We start from the raw sequence: 17,661 nt of genomic DNA, 5'->3' as shown, positions 1-17,661 counted from the left end.
TGAGTTGTGGGCAGAATCATCGCCTGAGCATCAATCTCTGTCCATATGCTTCATTTTGTCGCTTTTCCGTCAATTTAATGACGCGGACTGCAGTCTGTGTAACCGCGCTCCGAAGCCCCCCCCCTTGCGCATTCCCAGAATCGATCTATGCATAGGTGAACCTACTCACGAAATGGAGGTGCACCTTGAAACCCATCGTTCTGGCCCTTGCATTGGCGTTGTCTGCTCCGGCCGCCTTTGCCGCCGATTCCACCTCCGCTCGCCGTTACGGTTCGTCCGAGGCCCTATCCGTCCAGGACGCCCGACTGGGCGAGGTCCTGATGGTTCGCACGGTTCAACTGACGTCCGACCAGCGTCTGAACGCCGGCTCCGCCATCGGGTCGGCCGTTGGTTATGGGGCTGCTAACCAGGTCAAGAACCGGGAATACCGCAATGCAGCCCGGGTGACCGGTGGCGTCATCGGTGCGGCTGCCGGAACCGCGGTTCAAAAGGGCCTCAGCGGCCGGCGTGCGGTGGAGATCTACGTGCGCGATCTGTCCGATCGCCGCCAGCGCGTCCTCGCGGTGGTCCAAGACGCCGATGTGGATGTGCGCGAAGGTGATCGGGTCTTCTTGGTGGGGAAGGGTAAGAAGACCCGGGTGGTGCCGCTTGATGCTTCGCCGGTGCGCATTGGCGATTATTCGTGCGGAAGCCCTTGTGCCATTGGCATCAATGCCCGGTCGGACAACAACAGCGCTCGCGTGCGCGTGGGGCCGTAAGGATGCACAAAAGCGAACGCGTTGGTGGAGGCGTGTATTGCGAAGGCACGGCTTGCGGGCTTCTGGTTGAGCTCATGAAGCGGCCATCCGTTGCCCACCGCCGCTCCGAAGTCGCCCGGATGGTCCGAGAGGGACACGGCCGCGCCGCCATCGCCCAAGCCCTGGGCGTTCCATCGCCCGTGGTGAGCGCCGATCTGGCCCACCTGGGGTTGCGTCAAAAGCCCCGGCGCCCACTGGCTGACCAACACGCTCTGGTGGTGCGCCTCCTGGAGCAGGGGAACAACGGCCCTGCAATTGCCAAGCGCCTGGGCGTGACCCGACAGGCAGTCCACGCTTACCTGCAGGCCCATGGCCTGCTCCCAACCCAGAGGAGGATCCCATGACCGTTATTCTGGTGGTCGTGCTGTTTGAGCTCGCCATGTTTGCGATCACCTTCGGAATCGCGTGGCTGTGCGCGTCCAAAGCCCGCAGCGCACGCAGGGGCTGGGAGGCGTTCCAAGCCGGCCAAGAGGACGCCCCATCCGTGGTTGCGTTGATGTGGCATTTGGCCGTGTTCTACGCGTGCTTGGCACTGCTGGCTTACCAGCTACAGCACGTGGTGAGCCAAGTCTGGTTGGATCCTTCCAACCTATACCTGTCATCCACGCTGGCTCTTGTCGTTTATTCGATCGCATGCGGGCTGCTTCACGGCAGCGGGCTGGCGCGGAGGCGGGCATGAGAACGAGTCACGGTCGGTTGCGCCCAGACCCCGTCGACGCCCGCCCACGCCAGGATGGGCTGTTCCAAGGCGAAGACACAGGCGAAGAGATTCACGAAGAGCGTGACCCGTTGCTTCAAGCGCTTTACACCGAATCGCTCCATGCCCGCGGGGACGTGGACGCTGTCGATCGCTTGCTGGATGCCCACCGAGAGGCGCTTGGGGAGCCCGAGCAAGTCGCCTATGCCCGTCAGCAAGACGAACGCCATGATCGGACGTTGCCATTGCCGAGCGGTGGCCTGCCGTTGAGGCCGTCCACGGAGCGCTACCTAGAGGAGCATCGGTCATGGAACCCGCCGACCGCCAAAGAGGCCGCCATCGCACGTTCCAGGGGTCCCACCATGGTGCTCGAAGGGAAGGCATGGCGCGCTGAAGACGACGTTGCCGAGGTTACGGTGGAGGCTCCCAAGGACGACCCGTGGCAGCGGATGCGTTGAGTTCGTGTCTCAGCTGGAGAGACAGTTGGGCACCATCATTGCTGCTAGGAACACGGTGTTCCCTTCGGCTATCCTGCCCAGGGTATCCATCACTGGTATTGCTAACAACAGGGGGCGTTATGGCAAGCGTGACAGTAAGGACGCGGGATGAGCTGGAAGCGGCCAAGAATGCAAAGGCGCAGCAGATTGTGGTTGTGGGCAAGTTGGCAGACGACCTGAAGAAGACGCGCAAGTTCGCCAAGCTTGGTGCCGTCGGTGTTGCAGCAATCGTTGCTGCAGTTGGGCTCGCTCCAGTAACGGCTGGGCTCAGCACGCTCAGCCTGGGGGCGGTCGCGACAGTCACTGGAGTCGAGATCATCGGCATCATCACCGCCGCAAGCCTTGGTCTCTCTTTGATCCTCGCAATCTACAAAGGCTACGATGTGGAATACGAGGCTGGCGGAAAGGTCATTTTCAAGCGCAAGGAAGGAAAGTGATGCCCGGCTTCGTTCCAGGGGCGCCTTACCTTTTTGTTTGCGAGAAGTGCAGTCATCACTTTCAGCGGAAGATCAACTTGGGGCTCTTCTGTCCGGCATGCAAGTCGCTGTCCGTGAAGCCTCGTTTGGTCTGTAAGTAGTGCTCGTTGGCCGCCAGAAAGTTGGCGGCCACTTCCAATGACCGGTCGAATCGGGTTTAACATCGCGGTCTCAGGTGCCCCGTAACCCTTTTGCTTCAAAGCGCTCCAGTATCGCCGTCACGGCTTCTGCGGCACGGTCCGGTGACGCATCTATGCGTTCCAAGCCCGTCATGGCGACGGGCAACGGCGCATTCGGATCGGTCGTGGCCACCACGGCCAGGACTCTTCCTCGGATGGTGTCTTCCACCGTGGTCCATTCGTCGGCGAGACGCTGGGGTTTATCGGTGAGAAGGACCACCATGACGGGGCCGGGTGTCAGCAGGCGGTTGGAGCGTCCCCGAAGTGCTGCGCTGTTGTGGACATGGATGGCCCGGCGGTGCCCATCTTCGGTCAGTTGGACCAGGACGCTGTGGCAGCTCGGCGCGCCCATCTCGTTGCAAACGATGTGGATGCGACCCTTGGCCCATTCCTGAAAGCCCACTGAGGAGGGCGCCAACTCATCGCTGGTAAAACAAGCCTCCACGAACCGTCGGCCTGCGAGGCTCAGTCCTTTCTCTTCGATCAGGCCCCAGCGTTCAAAGGTCTGGCGATTGATGCTGCTTTTCGACTGCAGTCCAAGGAATTCTTTTGGGTCCAGGTTACCCCCGCCGGTGCCAGGAAACACGTGGTGACGCTCGGTGATTAAAGCGCGTCGCAGAAGATCGACCTGGCCAAACGACAGGTCGCTCAGCGCCTTAATGAAGTGGCGCTTGAGATGGCCTGCGGTTTTGCCGGTAGCGATTGAACAGGCAAGGCGGCCATAGACGGTGGCCTTCTCGGCCTCGATGTCCATCTCCAATGCCCGCAGCATGGCCAGAAAATCTTCCGAGGTCATGGCCTCCGCGTTCTCGGGGAACACCTGACCCTCAAGCGCGGCACGGGTGAACTCCCGGTAGCGCTCCTCAGTGCGCTTGGCAAGCCAGGCGGCGATGAATTTTGGGCCCTTCGAAAGAAGGGCGAACGGACCGGAGATTTCCTCCAGGGGGGCAAGGTCAGGGTAGTCCATCGGGGTCTCGTGACGGTTTGCGGGTCCAGGTAGCTCATCCTCAAGCCTTCAAGCCCGTTCTTCAATCCTCCGGTTGAATTCCCCATTGGCAACGCGCGTGAGCTCGAACAGGTTGAGCGCTGGGAGCGCTGCAAGGCTAGTCTGCGCGCGAAGGTCGAGCATCCGTTCCGGGTGATCAAGCGGCAGTTCGGCTACACCAAGGTGCGCTATCTCGGCTTGATCAAGAACACGGCACAGGTGCTCACCCTGTTCGCGCTGTCCAACCTGTGGATGGTGCGCCGGAAGCTGTTGGCGGCACAGGGGTAACTCCGTCTTGAGGTGCCCGCAAGGGCACTTCGAGAGCGGAAAACATGGCAGTCCGCCGCGTCTGAAGGCCCAGGATGACTCCGGCGCTGAAAACCCACGACTCAGTGTGAATTGATCAGACCATCCCTATTTCTACTTTTGGCCGCTGCTAAAAATGGGGGGATTACCCGACGAGCTCCGCCAGGCCGCTTTTGACGAGCATTGGGACGACGAGACAAATTAAGATGAGTGGAAGGAGGACGCCCGCATCGACAGCGGCAAGACTACGAGGCCTTCCTGACGGCCGCGACCGAGTATCCGCTCCACTTCGCTGTTGCATGCGGCGATGCAGAATGGGCCGGTGACCTGCTCAAGGCTGGACGCACGCCTCAGGATCCCGATTTAGAAGGAACAACGCCCACGGATCTTCTGGGGCGGCCAGGTAATGATCAATCCGATCAGGTCATTCGTGCCCACAACCGATCCAAGCTTTTTGACGAGCTCCTTCCCGCTGCCAATGCTTGGAAGCCACCGGAAGGCGGATTTGGGGCCGACGCCAAACGTCAAGTCGGTGCGGCCATGAAAGCCCAGGGTGAGGAAAGGGAAGCCAGAAGCCTCGAATCCGACAACGGTTTTGACATGGAAAAAGAAAGGCGGCAAGAGCCGTCTTCTTCTATTTAATTCCCTTGCGAGGTTCTGATTTTCTGCTAATGGTGGGAGGTCAAAATACTATTGTGGAGGTGTGGGTTGAATATTTCGAATCTCAAAGACGTTCTTCTGAAGCAAATCGGGCTTACCAAAATCCCCGCTGATGTGAACGCAAGGGATGAAGATTGGCTGGATCAAACGCCACTTCATGATGCGCATCACCCGCGCGAAGTTCGGAGGCTGTTGGATGCTGGGGCTGACATCGAAGCGAGGGATGGCCTTGGAAATACGCCGCTTCATTCTGTGACAAGCGAGGGAGCCGTGATTGAACTGATCAAGGCCGGGGCAGACATCAATGCGCAGAATAACCAAGGGGAAACACCGCTTTTTAACGCGAGAGGGCAAGGGGATGCCAGGGCGTTGATTGCGGCCGGGGCAGACATTCATGCGCGCGATAACCGAGGGAAAACGCCCCTTTTCGGAGCGAGCGAAGGGGCTTTAAGGGAGCTCGTGAAGGCTGGCGCTGACATCAACGCTCGCGACACCCAAGGGAACACCCCGTTGTTTGGCGCACACAACGACAGTCTCAAAGCGTTGCTGAAGGCGGGAGCGGATGTCAGCGCGAGGAATAATGAAGGGCAAACCCCTCTCTTCCGAGCAACCGGGCAGACGGAGGCCCGCGCCTTGATTGCGGCCGGGGCAGACATCCTAGCCCGGGATAACCGAGGGCGAACCCCTCTCTTCGAGGCGAACACGGGCGCGCTTAAGGAACTTCTGAAAGCAGGCCTTGATCCCGCGGCGAGCGATGACCAGGGGAATCAACCGCTGCATATAGCCAGGGACCCCGAGGCGGTGGCCTTGCTCACCCGTGCAGGCGCAGACGTCATTGCACGGCGAATGGACGGCCAGGCGCCGATCCACCGTGCGATTTTTCCAGAGACGATTGAAGCGCTCGCCAAGGCAGGGGCGGATATGAACGCCCAAGACAACAACGGGAATACCTCTCTTCATGCGGGCCGCGATGCCACTGTCTGGAGTGCGCTGATTGAGGCGGGCGCAGATCCCCACATCCAAAACCAAAAGGGCGAAGCGCCGATCAACAGCGGCAAGCCATTTTTCAACGACTTGCGGGCTCAAGAGAGGGCCAAGCTCCTGGTCAGCCTGCTCCCGCCCGCCAACGCTTGGAAGCCACCGGAAGGCGGGTTTGGGGCCGATGCCAAACGCCAGGTTGGTGCGGCCATGAAGGCCCACGGGCAGGACAGCCAAACCCAGGAAGCCCCTCGCTTGCGAGCGCGCTTCTAAGCCCAAGGGAAAGGCGGCGAAAGCCGCCTTTTTCTTTTCTAGATCCCGTTGCGCAAACCAAACCTTTTGTTATGGGTAGTGCAACCCATTCATGAAAGGAGGCCTCATGCGCGTCTTGGTTCTTTCTCTGGCCCTTGTCGGCCTGCTCCCACTGACCGCCTCCGCCGCAGACACCACGCCCGCCCGTCGCTAATCCCGCGCCGGTGGAGAAAGCAAGTGAAGCGAGCCAACGACATTCGGGCCCAATACCAGCTGGCCATGGACGATGAGGGCATCCTCTTGGCCGCCTCGCACATCTTGGAGCGTCGCCTGCAGCGCCACGAGGCCATCACCGACCCCTCCAGTGCCAGCAACTACCTCACTGCCCGCTGCGCGCACCTGGATCACGAAGTGTTTGGCACGGTGTTCCTGGACGCCCGCCACCGCATCCTTGCCACCGAGCACCTCTTTCAAGGCACCATCGATGGGTGCGAAGTCCATCCCCGCATCGTCGCCAAGAAGGCGTTGGACCACAACGCCGCCGCGGTCATCTTCTTTCACAACCACCCCAGCGGAAACCCCGAGCCCAGCGCTGCCGACCGCGCCATCACCGACCGCCTCAAGCAGGCCCTTGCCCTTTTCGACATTCGAGTGCTGGATCACCTTGTGATCGCGGGCACCTCGCACGTGTCGATGGCTTCACGAGGGTGGGTGTGACCACCCCCTTTAAAGCAAAGACCTGCGGCGGAAGCCGCCGGCGGCCGCTGCGCGCCGGCATCTGAAAAAGCATCCGCATGGATGGAAAGCACCAACGCCTTCGGCGCGATAAGTGATGTTAGGAAAAACTGCGGCCTTAGCGCCGCATTTTTTGCTTTTAGTCAAGATTTTGTCCACTAAGGCCGTGGACAAATTTCCAGGGCGATCTACCTTGAATTAAGGGGTAGGCAATGCCGCCGACCAAGCCAAGAGGTGTCACATGAGCGCAACCGTCACAACCAACGAAACCAAGATGATCGCGTTGGGATTGAATCCCGGCTTGATTGAAAATTATGCAGCGGTCTCCTTGGAGCCCGTCAGCTTTGAAGAGGACGACAGCCTGGGCTGGGCGACCACTTGGACCGCGGTTCATGCCGTCGAGCTCCACAACGGCGGGAAGGTCAACACTTACGGACGATCCTTCCACGTCCCCCAAGCCAAGCCCGGTTACAAACACCTGCTCAAGTGCTGGCGAGAAGAGCAGGGGCGGCGCGCAGAACTGGCTAATGATGGGTGACGTGACTCCTCCGATGAACGGTTATTGGGGAGACGGAGAGCTCGGAAAGAGTGAGAGGGCATCCGTGCTTCACGGCATCCATTTCGTCAGTCCCTCGGTGGGTGGCCCGCTCTTCAATACGGTGTGGCTTCCCACGCTTGCCGACTTGCGGGCGCTGCTCACTGACGCCGACCTTTGCAAAGCAGCCGAAACCGAGGTGAGGGCGTTCATTGACACGTTCGTGGACCCGTTGCCCCCTGAGCTCGACGAGGTCATTCACCAGCCATCGATAAAACAGATTTCCAGCTTGCCGGATGATTGCGGGATCGGCGTGGGCGTTTTTGTGACTGACGCGTTTGCGTTCGTCCTTCAGCGGATGATTCAGGAGGCAATGGCTCAGCACCGTGCGCGTGAGCTGGATGGGTTATGGAGACAGTCAGCGGCCGGTGGCAAACGAGCCAGGCTCTGACCGCTGGCTCAATGCCCACCCTTGCGCGTTTTCAGATTCGAGGTATCGGTAAGGGGATGGCCCATTCTGGGGCTACTCATCCCCACTCAATCCCTCTCAAGGAGACGATACCCATGACACGCAAGACCTTCCTTCGCGCCCTTCTGCCCATCGCCCTGGCTTCGCTTGCAGTGCCCGCGTTCGCCGCCGACACCACCGCGGACCTGACGATTCAGGGCACCTTGACCAACACCTGCCAGCTGTCCGTGACCTCCATCGAAGGCATGGACTGGTCGGGCATCTCCGAAGCTGCCGCCCGCACCTCCGGGCTGAGCATCGTGTGCAACGCGGGCACGACTTACTCCATTTCGCCGGGCCAGGGGCAGAACTTCGGCCTGCTGTCCGGGTATGGGACCTATCGGGCTGTGACCAACGGCGCCGGGGCTTACATCCCCTACGGTTTCTTCAAGGACCCGCAGGGAAGCCAAGTATGGGGGGATGACACCGACGCGTTCACCGGCGTTGGCGACGGCACCGTCCAGAGCTACAACTACGCGGTGCGCTTCCTGGCCCTCAAGCAGGCCGTGGGCGGCAACTACACCGACACGGTCACCGTCACCGCCACTTACAACTGATCCCCATCGGTTGTCCCGACGCCCCCGGCTTGCCCCGGGGGCTTTTTGTTGCCGAAAAGATGAGTAGGTATGGGTTGACGGAATGGTATTCCGATCTAGTTTGAATGGAGACGCCCCTAAAGGAGACCCCATGACCCATTCCCAACGTTTTTTGGCCGTGGCCGCCGCGTCCTTGCTGTCCTTTTCGGCGTCCGCCGGTTCCATCTCCGTCGGCCCCACCACCCTGATGGCCGATACCTCGGCCAAGCACGTCGCCGTGACCCTGCACAACAGCGGCGACGCGTCGGTGCGTTACCAGGTGAAAGCCGTGGGGTGGGATCAGGCCACAGGGCAGAACGTGTTTTCACCCACCACGGATATCGTGGGGGCGCCCACCTTCGTGGACGTCCCGCCCCAATCCAAGCGCACCGCCCGGTTGATGAGGGTGGGCGCGCTGGGCGAGCGGCGCTACTACCGCGTCCTGCTAATGCAGCTCAGGGCTCCCAACGTCCAAGGCGTCCAGTTGCTGGTCAACCAGGACTTGCCCGTGGCCTTTGAGGTCGCCAACGCGCCTGTCCCCCAGGTGACCGTCCAGGCGGTGCCCAAGGGCTACCGGCTGACCAACCACGGCCAGACCGCCGCCCGCGTGTCGTCCATCGGCCCGGCTGGTGGCAAGCCGTGGCGCGAGGGTGCGTTGGGTTGGACCCTGCCGGGGGCCTCAATGACCTACGAGGCCCAGCCCGGGCAGCGCGCTGAAAACCTTTCAATCACCGTCAACGGCCAGCCCGTCACCGTCCCTGTGGGGCGGTGATCCATGCGTGGCCACGCCTTGGCGTTGTTGTTGCTGGCTGCATCGTCGGCCAGCGCAGCGGTGCCCGAAGGCGTGGCACCCGCGTTCCTGGTGCCGGTGATCGGCGGCAAGGCCAAGGCGGATCCGCTCACGTTCTGGCAGCAAGGCGGTCAGTGGTTCGCCGAGCCGGCCACGTGGCGCGAGGTCGGACTCCAGCTTCCACCGGGTCAAACGGATCCGATGAGCGCCCAGGCGCTGGGCGTGGGCTTTGCCGTGGACGAGGCCAGCGCCACGGTCGCTCTGGACTTGCCGGCAGACCGGCTCAAAGCCCAGCGCGTGGCCCGTGTCCGCGCCGAGCGCGGCCCCATCGCGCCGCCCGCTCCCGGGGTGCTGGTGAACTACAGCGTGGCGGGCATGGTGTCCGAGCAACAGCAGGCGCTCTCCTTGGGGCACGAAGTCCGCAAGGCGGGCCGTTGGGGCGTTGTCAGCACCAGCGGGCAGGTCAACACCGACGCGTCGGGCACCGGCTACGTTCGCGGCGTGACGCGCTGGCAGAAAGACGATCCCAACCGCTTGGTGACTTACCAGGCCGGCGATGTGTTCGCTGGTCCGTCGTCCTCTCCGGTCAACCTGGCTGGGATGCGCGTGGCCAAGGACCCGCGGGCGTTGGACCCGTTGACGCCCACCTATCCCGTCCCGATGCTCGGTGGCGTGGCGCTCGATCCGGCCACGGTGGAAGTCCTGGCCAACCGCGCCCGTGTGCTGCAGGGCCAGGTGGGGAAGGGGCCGTTCACGGCCGATGGCAGCGCCTTGGGCACCGGTGCGCAGCAAACCCGAGTGGTGGTGCGAGACCCTTACGGCCGCGAAACCGTGGTGAGCGATCAGCGTTTCTACGTCGCCCCCACGTTGCTCCGCAAAGGGCTCACCACCTGGGAAGTCGCCGCCGGCCGTGTGCGCCAAGGGGAGAGCGATTATGGAGCGTTGGGCGCGACCGGGGCGGTGGCTTGGGGCCTCAATGACCGGTGGAGCCTGCGCGGCACCGCCCAAACCTCATCGAACGGTAAGGCCAACGTGGCGTTGGGGGCCACCACGGTGCTTGGCACCTACGGCACGCTGGATCTGGAAGTGGGCACGTCAACCCAAGGCGGCCAACGGCAGGCCATGGCTTACGACTACCGCGGCCCGGGGTTTGGCGTGCGCCTGGAGCACGAGCGCCAACAGGACTACTGGCGCCTGCGCGCCTCCAATGCGGTGGAGGTGGAGCAGCGCACCCGAGGCTCGGTCTTCTGGCGGCCCACGCCCCAGTGGTCCCTTCGGGCCAGCTATTCGGACGTGCGCACGCCACGCTTTCGCACCGCTTACGCCGACGCCGGGCTGACTTGGCGTGGCTACGGGCACACCGTGGCCGTCTCCGCGTTGCGCGATCTGGAGCGCAAGGAAACCCGGGTGGAGGTGGGCTACAGCTACGATTTCGGCCGGGGCAAGGGCGTGAGCGTTAGGGCCCGGCAAGCCCCCGATGCCACCGCTTGGGCCGTCCAAGGACGCGCCCGTCCCACGGTGTTGGGAACCCCTGTCGGCTTGTCTGCTTCGGTGGACGAGGGAGCGGCTGGCCAGACCGCCCGGGCCAACGCCAACTGGACCACCCGGGCAGGGTGGGCCCAGATCAACGCCGAGCACGGGCCCAGCGGCACCTGGGCTTCCGGTTCGATGGCCGGTGCCGTCCACCTGGACCGCCAGGGCGTGACGTTCCTAGGTCCGGCCGAATCCTTCGCCGTGGTGGACGTGCCCGGCCAAGCCGGGGTGCCGGTGAGGGTGGGCGGCAGATTGGTGGGGAAGACCAACGCCCAAGGCCGCCTGGTGGTGGGCGAGGTGACCCCGATGGTGCCCACGGAGGTCCGCGTAGACGATCGGGCGCTGCCACTGGGCACCCAATTGGCCGAGATCGAGCAAGCCGCCACCGCTGGCCGCCAAGCCGGCATGCACCTTACCTTCCCGGTCCTGACCGAGGCCGCGCGCACCTTCCGCCTCACTGGCTCGGCCATCGAAGCGGGCACGGTGGCCAAGACGGCGACCGAGACCACCCAGGTGGGCTATGACGGGGTGCTCTACCTGAAGCAGCCGCGCCCCGGCCAGACGGTGGAGGTGGAAGGGGTCTGCAAGGCCACGTTGCCCAGCAACTTGGGCAACGCGACGGTCGCTCTCGATCTGGATTGCAAGTAGAAATTTGTCAGGACGGCGTGCTAGCACTCCAGCGGTGATCGTTTCGGACCCCATCGGGCAATGGCCGAATCGATGGTGTGTATTTTCCAGACACGGCCGTTGCTTTGAGGGAATCGGACCAGCGCCACAGATCAATGAGGTCGCCGACGGTGCGCTCGGAAATGTCAGCGTCCGTTTCCCCCATTTCCTCTGAGTGCTTGTCCAGTCGTGACTGGATTCGTTTGAGGATCTCCAGCGCGTCTGCATACAGAACACTGCCTTGATAGCCCACGGAGTTGAAGGCCGTCTGGAGCTGGTGCAGCCGGCGATTGATCTTGTGGCCCTCTTCCTCAAGCTTTGCTAAGCAAGAGGCGGCGGCGACCCGTCCATCCTTTGGAGCTGGCTTGGTGAGTCTATGCTCCTGAAGAAGCCGTTCGTAATTTGCGTAACCGTTGATGGCGCCTTCAATGGCTTGGGTGATCTCACCCAAGATAGGCGCGATGAAGACTTTGGCTTCGGTGCGCTTTCGGCGCTCCTGCCAATTCGCGAGCCATGCACCAGCTCCAACTGCAAGGAACGAACCTACGGCCGGGCCGACAATGACGTTGGCAAGCTCTGGAACCTTGCTGTGTTGTGCTCCCATGAGAATACCTGCAATCAATGCAGTGACGACCAAGACGATCGCCCAAGGATTGATGGACAGCCATTCGGGCAAGCTGATCTTCTGCGAGTCTGTGTCATGAGCCATGCGGTTCCCCTTAATTTCCGTTTGAGAGCCTGCGCGTTGTCATCCCCTGCGCAGTTTTTACTACTCTAACCTCACTCGACCCCAAGCCGGGCGAGAGGCAGGTGCTCCAAGAGGTGTCGAGACAGGGGGGGGGGCAAGGCGAGGCCACTGTCTCAGGGGCTGAGAGGGGGCTCATATGCTGCTTATGAACAATGCTTGGGCCAACAAGCCGTGTCCTCTGGTGGTTTGGAGGTCGTGCGTAGCGATTGCCTGGTTCGCATGACGGCTCATCTACCGTGTGACTGCCGCAAGGAGGCTCATCACCTCCGGAGCACTACTGTCCCTGGTCCATGGATCTGAATCTGAAGGCTGGAAAGGGTAGTATCGCCGAAAGTATTGTTGTGATAAATGATTGATATGCTGGGCAACGGTAGACCTTCGGGGCTAACCAGGCTTCGTCGCTCGTCTTGCTGAAGGGCTCCTGCTGGTGGTGGACTACAACGGCGGGGACTGATCTACGGCTGGCCGGAAAATGGGAGGGCGCCTGGTCGGACAGTTGTGGGCCGAGCGCAGCGACGGGCGGGCCGTCTGCCTCATCGCGCAGTTGAGGGATGAAAACAACAGCAGCCTTACCGATCAGCTGCAGCGATCGGTAAGTAATCAGGATAACAGGGGGCAATGGAATGGCTGTCTACATCTCAAGTTTGGATGTTCTGAATTTTAGATCATGTGTTTCCACAAGCTTGCAGCTGACCAGCTTTACACCGCTGGTTGGGTTGAATAATTGCGGGAAGAGCAATTGTCTTACCGCGCTCCAATGGCTCGTGCGTAAGGCAAAGCTTGGTGTGGAAGATTTCCACGAGCCGACCCTGCCGGTGCAAGTGATGGGAACACTGCGTGGGATCACCGAGGCTGATCTGGCGGTCCTGGAGCAAAAGCACCGAAAGAAGATTGAAGGACACGTTCGGGACGGGGCGCTGATGGTTCGTCGCGAACAGCAGGTGCCTGGGGGCGACACCGAACTGACCGTGATGAATCCCGACACAGGCGACTGGGAGCCGAACCCTACGGGCATCGATAACGCCATCTCAGCACTCTTTCCAGATCCTATTCGCATCGGAGCAATGGAGAATGCTGAGGAGGACGCCAGTAAGGCCAAGACGACGACCACGATCGGCAAGCTGCTGGCCTCGATGCTTGCCGCTATCCAAGAGCAGCACGAGGAGGCCTTGACCCCGCACTTGGCAGCCATCCTAGGAATGATCTCTGCAGAAGGTGGGGATCGTTTTAAAGAGTTGGGTCGCATCGACGATTCAATCAATCGTAAGATTTCGGATCTTTTTCCTGGTATCCACATCAAGCTGGATTTCCCAGTGCCGGTCTTCAATGACCTCATTAAGGCGGGAACTGTCAAAGTTTACGAAGGGGAGGGGCGTGGACGTGCCTTCGGGTCATACGGCCATGGCGCGCAGCGCGCCATCCAGATGGCCATGGTCCGGCATCTGGCGGATCTCAAGCGTGGAGCAGCGGCTGCGGGCGGAGTAACGCTACTGCTGGTGGACGAGCCGGAACTCTTCATGCACCCCTTTGCAGTGGAGCAGGTGCGTGAAGCCTTGCGTGCGTTGTCAGAGGCTGGATATCAGGTCGTGTTCTCAACCCACTCTGCTCAGATGATCTTGGCCAAGGACGCGAAGAACGCTCTGCTAATGACGAAAAAGCATCCGGAGGGAACCAAAGCCCGTCCGCGCATGCAATCCGTCGTAGAACAATTGGTGGACAATCCCACGCATCAACTCCAGCAGCTATTCAGCCTGACAAATTCGTCTCAGATATTGTTTGCCGACAAAGTCGTGCTCACAGAAGGGAAGACCGAACTCCGGCTGTTGCCATCCATCTTCCAGTTGGTGGCGGGCAAAACCATGGGGCAGTCATCGTTGGCAATTGTTGCGATGAGTGGGGTCTCGGATACTCGTAAGTCAATGGAAGTTTTGTCTGCCCTAGGGTTGCCTGCGTGTGCCATCGTGGACTTGGATTTCGCTTTCCGCCAAGCAACAAAGCATGGTTTCCTGCAGGCGGATGATCCCGATGTTGCTGCGTGCAAGAACGTTCTCGCGAGGATGGCAGGCGCGGGCGTCGTGACTTTAGACGGAGCGTTGCCTTGCAAGGGGATTCAAGGGCCGGCTTCGAAGGCATTCGAGTTGCTTGCGGCCGATGACCAAGCAAAGCCCCACATCGCTGCTTTAATACAGAAACTGCGTGCTCAAGGCCTTTGGTTGTGGGGCGCTGGTGCCATTGAGCCTCACCTTGGGATTTCGGAGAAGTCGGAACACGCCTGGCTATCTCTCCAAGTCCGATTGGAGAGCGAGCCACTGGAAGATTGCTGCTCGGACGCAGATGGCATTCGATCCTTGATCGAATGGCTGGATGCCCCGCCTGCGGTTCAGCCGGCATGAGCGGCCGCGAGTGGAGCGCCTATCAGCTGGTGGATTCCGAACGGGAGCTCCGCGTCTCGGAGCATCGGTTCTACGTTGAGCAGGCCAAGACCCGCCTTCTGTCTCAGTTCGCCAACATTGAGGCGGAGGCCGATCAAGCGGAATCCGAGCACTGGGAGCGCAGCGGTCAGTCCTTCGACCCTGACTGGCACGACCCTGGCGATCTAGCGGACGCTGCGCGCGATCACGGCGTCGAGTTCTACCAGCTTCTAAGTGAGATGCATGATCGAACCCGCCTCAGTGTGGTGGCTGGCATGTATCACCATTGGGACAAGACATTTCGACGCTTCCTCGTTCGTGAGTTTAGGTGGCCCAAGTTGGTGATCGGCGACAACACGCGGCGCGCTCTTTGGAAGCTGGATAGCGCGAAGCTGGAGAGGTTGCTTGAAGCCATCGGCTTGGACCTTTCTGCTCTCGCCTGTTACCCACGCATTGATGCCATGCGGTTGGTCGTCAATGTGTTCAAGCACGGGGAGGGGAAGTCATTGGACGATCTCCAGCTGCGCTACCCGGAGTTCTTGCGAGCAAGTTCTCACGGATGGAACTTGTTCGACGACACCGACATGGAGGTGTCGGATGTTCACGTCGATGACTTTGCTGCGTCTATTGAACTGTTCTGGCGTGAATTGCCGGCTACCGTAAAGTTCGACGAGGCAAACCTAGATGTTCCAGACGATTTTGCAAAGGCCTGGAACAAAGACCTTGAGGCGCAGAAGGTATCTCGCTTTGTCAAACAGCACGACATTTAACCGGTGTTGTCTCTTTGAGTAGCCCGGGTGAGCGCTTGGTTCCATCGAAATAGTGAAATGGTGGAATCGAAGCGCTCGTGGCTCAGGGCGGAAGTCGGGGCTGGGGCGGCGGCGTTAGGTGCTCCGGAGCGCGATGTTCTAACGAAACTTTTCGTAGATGAGCTTTCCCGACCGTTCGAGCCCCGCATGGAGGATCGGGGTTTCCTCGGGGCCATGGTAGAACTCCAAGTCAACCGGGATGGGCAGTCGTTGCGCTAGTTCGGCCTCCCAGTGCTCGGAGTATCGGCTGAAGGTCGCGAACCCATCGCTAAAGTCGACTCCTGGTGCCGCTGAAAGATCAAGCTCCACCGCGATGTCAATGTCGCTGTCGGGGCGATGATCGCCTCTTAGCCGGCTCCCGAACAAGTGGATCTTCGCGATGATAGGTTCTTGGCGAGCCCATTTCAGCAGCACTGCTTCGATCACTTCTAGGTCCATTGCAACTCCAATGTCAGATCAGCTGTCCAGCTGGGGCGGACTTTATCATCCTATGATGCGTGCTCTTGGATCTGCTGCCGCGCGCACAGCAGCTTACCGGTCGGCCGGTGTCTGCCGGCGACAAGCTATTCGGTCTTCAGGTAAAGCATGGGCGTCCCATCTCCCCCACGGGCCTACCCCCGATCTAAGCGTGCCATAGTTCAGCAGGTGAAGCGGGCACTCGGCCACGTCCAGTGCGGCGGCGGCCCACTCGTCATCATCGCCCAAATGCGGCTCCTCCTTGCCCCCGTGGAAGAGGTTGTTGCGCACGCGGCGTGCCGCTTCGATCAAAGCGCGGGCATTGGATTGATGAAGGGGCAGGCGCTGGAAGACAGCGTGGTTGAGGCCGTTGATCACCGCCACCTCCTGGACCATCGGGCGATCACGTGGAGGTGTGAGGATTTGCTCGCGCGTGCTGTCCGACACCCGATCGAAGAAGAGTGGATCGTCCAGCCGTGACACCGCCTCATCCACCGCAGGCCAGTTCACCTGGGCCATTCGGTAGGGACCGGCCCGAAGAAAGCCTGGGTCGCTCTTGAGGCGAAACTCCAACTGCGCGAACGCCCGCAGCAGGTCGAACGCGAGGGGATCAGAGACGGGCATGGGTGCCTTCAAGGTCGGTGGAGGATGCGGGCTTCTGAATCTGTCGGCCAGAGGCCGCACATTCTGAGTTTAGCCGTCCCGAAGCCCTGGACACCGCGCCGCTCTCTGTTTGCATGGGGGAGAAGGAATACAAACGTATTCCAGAAAGGAGGGTGCATGAAGGGTTGGGACCGGGCGTGGGACATCCTGAGCGAGGTTGGTAAGTTCACCCTGGGGATGTCGGCGCTTTTTTGCGTCCTCTTCACCATCGCCGTTTTGACGGAGAAGCTGGAAAAGAAGGATGCGGTAACCAAGAGGGCGCAGGCGATCGAGGAGGCGATGCCCATGGCTGCCGAGATCATTGCCGTGGCCGACGAGGGCGTTCCCAAAGAATGCTCCGATGGAACGTGGGAAAAAGATGGGCTGACTTGCAGGCTGAACGAGGCGCGTGTGGCGGCAGCCGACAATTTTAAGGTGCTCTACCGGATGAACGTGCCGGGCACTGAGAAGATAGAGGCTTACAAGCTCTTCCAGAGGGGAGAGGATGAGGTTAAGCGCTACCAATGGGCGGTTTGCCTGAAAGGCGACAACAAGGAGTTGGTGGATTGGGAGGCCGACTACGCGCTTGGCGCTTATGAGTTTTCGAAGAACATTCTGGAACGTCCTTGCAGCCATTCCAGCCAATACCCTGAGGCGTGCAAGAAGGAAGGCCTCTGGTGATTGATCTCTCGTGCCTCTGTCGCCAGGACATCATCGCCCACGGCATTTCTTTCAGTGCGCTGTTGGGGACACCTTTGGACAGGCTTCGCTGGGGCGGTTCGTGCCTGTCTGTGTTGAAGTTGCGCGGACAGGTGACCGAGCAAGCCATGCGGCGCTTCGCGTTGGGCCAGGACTTCGATGGGATTCAGCAATTGTGGGAGGGCGCCGCTCATTACGAAAGTGCAGCGGGCTACCGGGTGGGGTTTCGCCTGCCGGAGGGATTTATCGATGAGTTGGCGATGGCTGACGCGGAACAACGCGACCTGCTGCGGTTCGCCCACCTTCGAGCCGTTGGACGTGCGTTGTTGTCGCTGGCATGCCAACGGGATCACCAGGTGCTGTTTGTCGCGTCCGATCGCTTGGGGGGCGACTGGACGCATCACTGGCTGTTCGCCACCGCCTGCGCCCCCGACGGAACCTGGGAGCGCCTGACTGAGGCCTTGCGCGTTGGGTTGGGCCCCGCGCCCGATCGCCAGGGCCACCTGGGCGGGGTTGCGCTGTTGAATTGCAGCGAGTAAGTCGGTGTTGGCCATGCGTCCTCCTGACCCACTGATTTTCCGCTGTAGCGGAAACGCGCAAGGGGAGGGTGACAGTTTGGCAAACTGTCGTGCAACCCCAGCGTTTTTCCGCTTTAGTCAGTAAAGCCCTCTGGACAGGATGTCCCTTTCTGCTTGCATGGATCTGAAGGGATACAAATGTATTCCAT

General features: G+C 60.9%; 20 protein-coding genes and 1 pseudogene. 16 read left to right on the top strand and 5 right to left on the bottom strand.

The features are described 5' to 3' along the window. Positions 1-185 precede the first annotated feature (185 nt). Both A7X97_RS17720 and A7X97_RS17710 read left to right on the top strand, forming a co-directional pair. The gene (locus A7X97_RS17720; RefSeq protein ID WP_061478954.1) at positions 186-758 is read left to right on the top strand and encodes an outer membrane lipoprotein; all 573 of its coding nucleotides are present in this window, start codon (positions 186-188) and stop codon (positions 756-758) included. A gap of 379 nt (positions 759-1,137) precedes the next feature. After that, positions 1,138-1,476 carry a hypothetical protein gene (locus tag A7X97_RS17710; protein ID WP_032971199.1) on the top strand — a complete coding sequence of 113 codons (339 nt, stop codon included), beginning with the start codon at positions 1,138-1,140 and terminating at the stop codon, positions 1,474-1,476. Here the strand turns inward: A7X97_RS17710 and A7X97_RS17705 are convergent. Continuing rightward, positions 1,443-1,724 carry a hypothetical protein gene (locus tag A7X97_RS17705; protein ID WP_061478953.1) on the bottom strand — a complete coding sequence of 94 codons (282 nt, stop codon included), beginning with the start codon at positions 1,722-1,724 and terminating at the stop codon, positions 1,443-1,445. The two genes, A7X97_RS17710 and A7X97_RS17705, sit on opposite strands and share 34 nt — an antisense overlap. A 347-nt stretch (positions 1,725-2,071) precedes the next feature. Here A7X97_RS17705 and A7X97_RS17700 point away from each other — a divergent pair, with 347 nt between their 5' ends. Further along, positions 2,072-2,428, top strand: coding sequence for a hypothetical protein (locus A7X97_RS17700; RefSeq protein ID WP_006375896.1), 357 nt, complete (start codon positions 2,072-2,074; stop codon positions 2,426-2,428). Positions 2,429-2,638: 210 nt separating this feature from the next. On the opposite strand, the gene A7X97_RS17695 is transcribed toward A7X97_RS17700, so the two are convergent. Beyond that, positions 2,639-3,613, bottom strand: coding sequence for a hypothetical protein (locus A7X97_RS17695; RefSeq protein ID WP_006375894.1), 975 nt, complete (start codon positions 3,611-3,613; stop codon positions 2,639-2,641). 84 nt (positions 3,614-3,697) lie between these two features. Here A7X97_RS17695 and A7X97_RS17690 point away from each other — a divergent pair. The 9 genes and pseudogenes from A7X97_RS17690 to A7X97_RS17650 all read left to right on the top strand — a co-directional run. Beyond that, positions 3,698-3,919 (top strand): annotated as a pseudogene (locus tag A7X97_RS17690) (transposase); the annotation flags it as partial. A 228-nt stretch (positions 3,920-4,147) separates the two neighbouring features. After that, positions 4,148-4,579 carry a hypothetical protein gene (locus A7X97_RS21780; RefSeq protein WP_125892011.1) on the top strand — a complete coding sequence of 144 codons (432 nt, stop codon included), beginning with the start codon at positions 4,148-4,150 and terminating at the stop codon, positions 4,577-4,579. Between the two features lie 66 nt (positions 4,580-4,645). Beyond that, positions 4,646-5,848, top strand: a complete 1,203-nt coding sequence (locus A7X97_RS17680) for an ankyrin repeat domain-containing protein (RefSeq protein ID WP_075677511.1) — start codon at positions 4,646-4,648, stop codon at positions 5,846-5,848. A 216-nt stretch (positions 5,849-6,064) separates the two neighbouring features. Then, entirely contained in the window at positions 6,065-6,544 is a 480-nt protein-coding gene (locus A7X97_RS17675; protein WP_061478952.1) for a JAB domain-containing protein, read from the top strand. Positions 6,545-6,803: 259 nt separating this feature from the next. After that, positions 6,804-7,100, top strand: a complete 297-nt coding sequence (locus A7X97_RS17670; RefSeq protein WP_049403041.1) for a hypothetical protein — start codon at positions 6,804-6,806, stop codon at positions 7,098-7,100. 1 nt (position 7,101) lies between these two features. Continuing rightward, positions 7,102-7,548 (top strand): hypothetical protein, encoded by a 447-nt coding sequence (locus A7X97_RS17665; protein WP_111008248.1) that lies wholly within the window; start codon positions 7,102-7,104, stop codon positions 7,546-7,548. Positions 7,549-7,661: 113 nt separating this feature from the next. After that, the gene (locus A7X97_RS17660) at positions 7,662-8,162 is read left to right on the top strand and encodes a Csu type fimbrial protein (protein WP_061478951.1); all 501 of its coding nucleotides are present in this window, start codon (positions 7,662-7,664) and stop codon (positions 8,160-8,162) included. A 130-nt stretch (positions 8,163-8,292) separates the two neighbouring features. Continuing rightward, positions 8,293-8,952, top strand: a complete 660-nt coding sequence (locus tag A7X97_RS17655; protein WP_061478950.1) for a fimbrial biogenesis chaperone — start codon at positions 8,293-8,295, stop codon at positions 8,950-8,952. A 3-nt stretch (positions 8,953-8,955) separates the two neighbouring features. Continuing rightward, on the top strand, positions 8,956-11,151 hold the full coding sequence (locus A7X97_RS17650; protein WP_061478949.1) for a fimbria/pilus outer membrane usher protein: 2,196 nt from the start codon (positions 8,956-8,958) through the stop codon (positions 11,149-11,151). A 7-nt stretch (positions 11,152-11,158) separates the two neighbouring features. Here the strand turns inward: A7X97_RS17650 and A7X97_RS17645 are convergent, their stop codons facing one another. Next, positions 11,159-11,878, bottom strand: a complete 720-nt coding sequence (locus A7X97_RS17645; RefSeq protein ID WP_049430732.1) for a hypothetical protein — start codon at positions 11,876-11,878, stop codon at positions 11,159-11,161. 662 nt (positions 11,879-12,540) lie between these two features. On the opposite strand from A7X97_RS17645, the gene A7X97_RS17640 reads away from it, so the two are divergent. Continuing rightward, a complete protein-coding gene (locus tag A7X97_RS17640) occupies positions 12,541-14,310 on the top strand; it encodes an ATP-dependent nuclease (RefSeq protein ID WP_082783310.1) in 1,770 nt (589 codons plus the stop codon). Next, positions 14,307-15,098 carry a hypothetical protein gene (locus A7X97_RS17635; protein WP_046272134.1) on the top strand — a complete coding sequence of 264 codons (792 nt, stop codon included), beginning with the start codon at positions 14,307-14,309 and terminating at the stop codon, positions 15,096-15,098. Before A7X97_RS17640 ends, A7X97_RS17635 begins: the two co-directional genes overlap by 4 nt. A gap of 138 nt (positions 15,099-15,236) precedes the next feature. Here A7X97_RS17635 and A7X97_RS17630 read toward each other — a convergent pair whose 3' ends face one another. Then, positions 15,237-15,575: a nucleotidyltransferase domain-containing protein gene (locus tag A7X97_RS17630; RefSeq protein WP_046272133.1), complete on the bottom strand. Its 339-nt coding sequence runs from the start codon at positions 15,573-15,575 to the stop codon at positions 15,237-15,239. 93 nt (positions 15,576-15,668) lie between these two features. Continuing rightward, the gene (locus tag A7X97_RS17625; RefSeq protein ID WP_061478947.1) at positions 15,669-16,217 is read right to left on the bottom strand and encodes a hypothetical protein; all 549 of its coding nucleotides are present in this window, start codon (positions 16,215-16,217) and stop codon (positions 15,669-15,671) included. A gap of 156 nt (positions 16,218-16,373) precedes the next feature. Here A7X97_RS17625 and A7X97_RS17620 point away from each other — a divergent pair, with 156 nt between their 5' ends. Then, positions 16,374-16,916 (top strand): hypothetical protein, encoded by a 543-nt coding sequence (locus A7X97_RS17620; protein ID WP_061478946.1) that lies wholly within the window; start codon positions 16,374-16,376, stop codon positions 16,914-16,916. Continuing rightward, positions 16,913-17,473 carry a hypothetical protein gene (locus tag A7X97_RS17615; protein WP_061478945.1) on the top strand — a complete coding sequence of 187 codons (561 nt, stop codon included), beginning with the start codon at positions 16,913-16,915 and terminating at the stop codon, positions 17,471-17,473. Before A7X97_RS17620 ends, A7X97_RS17615 begins: the two co-directional genes overlap by 4 nt. Positions 17,474-17,661 lie beyond the last annotated feature (188 nt).

Source organism: Stenotrophomonas sepilia, from assembly GCF_003244875.1.
Classification (GTDB): Bacteria; Pseudomonadota; Gammaproteobacteria; order Xanthomonadales; family Xanthomonadaceae; genus Stenotrophomonas; species Stenotrophomonas sepilia.
The sequence above is the reverse complement of the archived record's forward strand: the minus strand, read 5'-3'. Positions and strand labels throughout refer to the sequence as shown.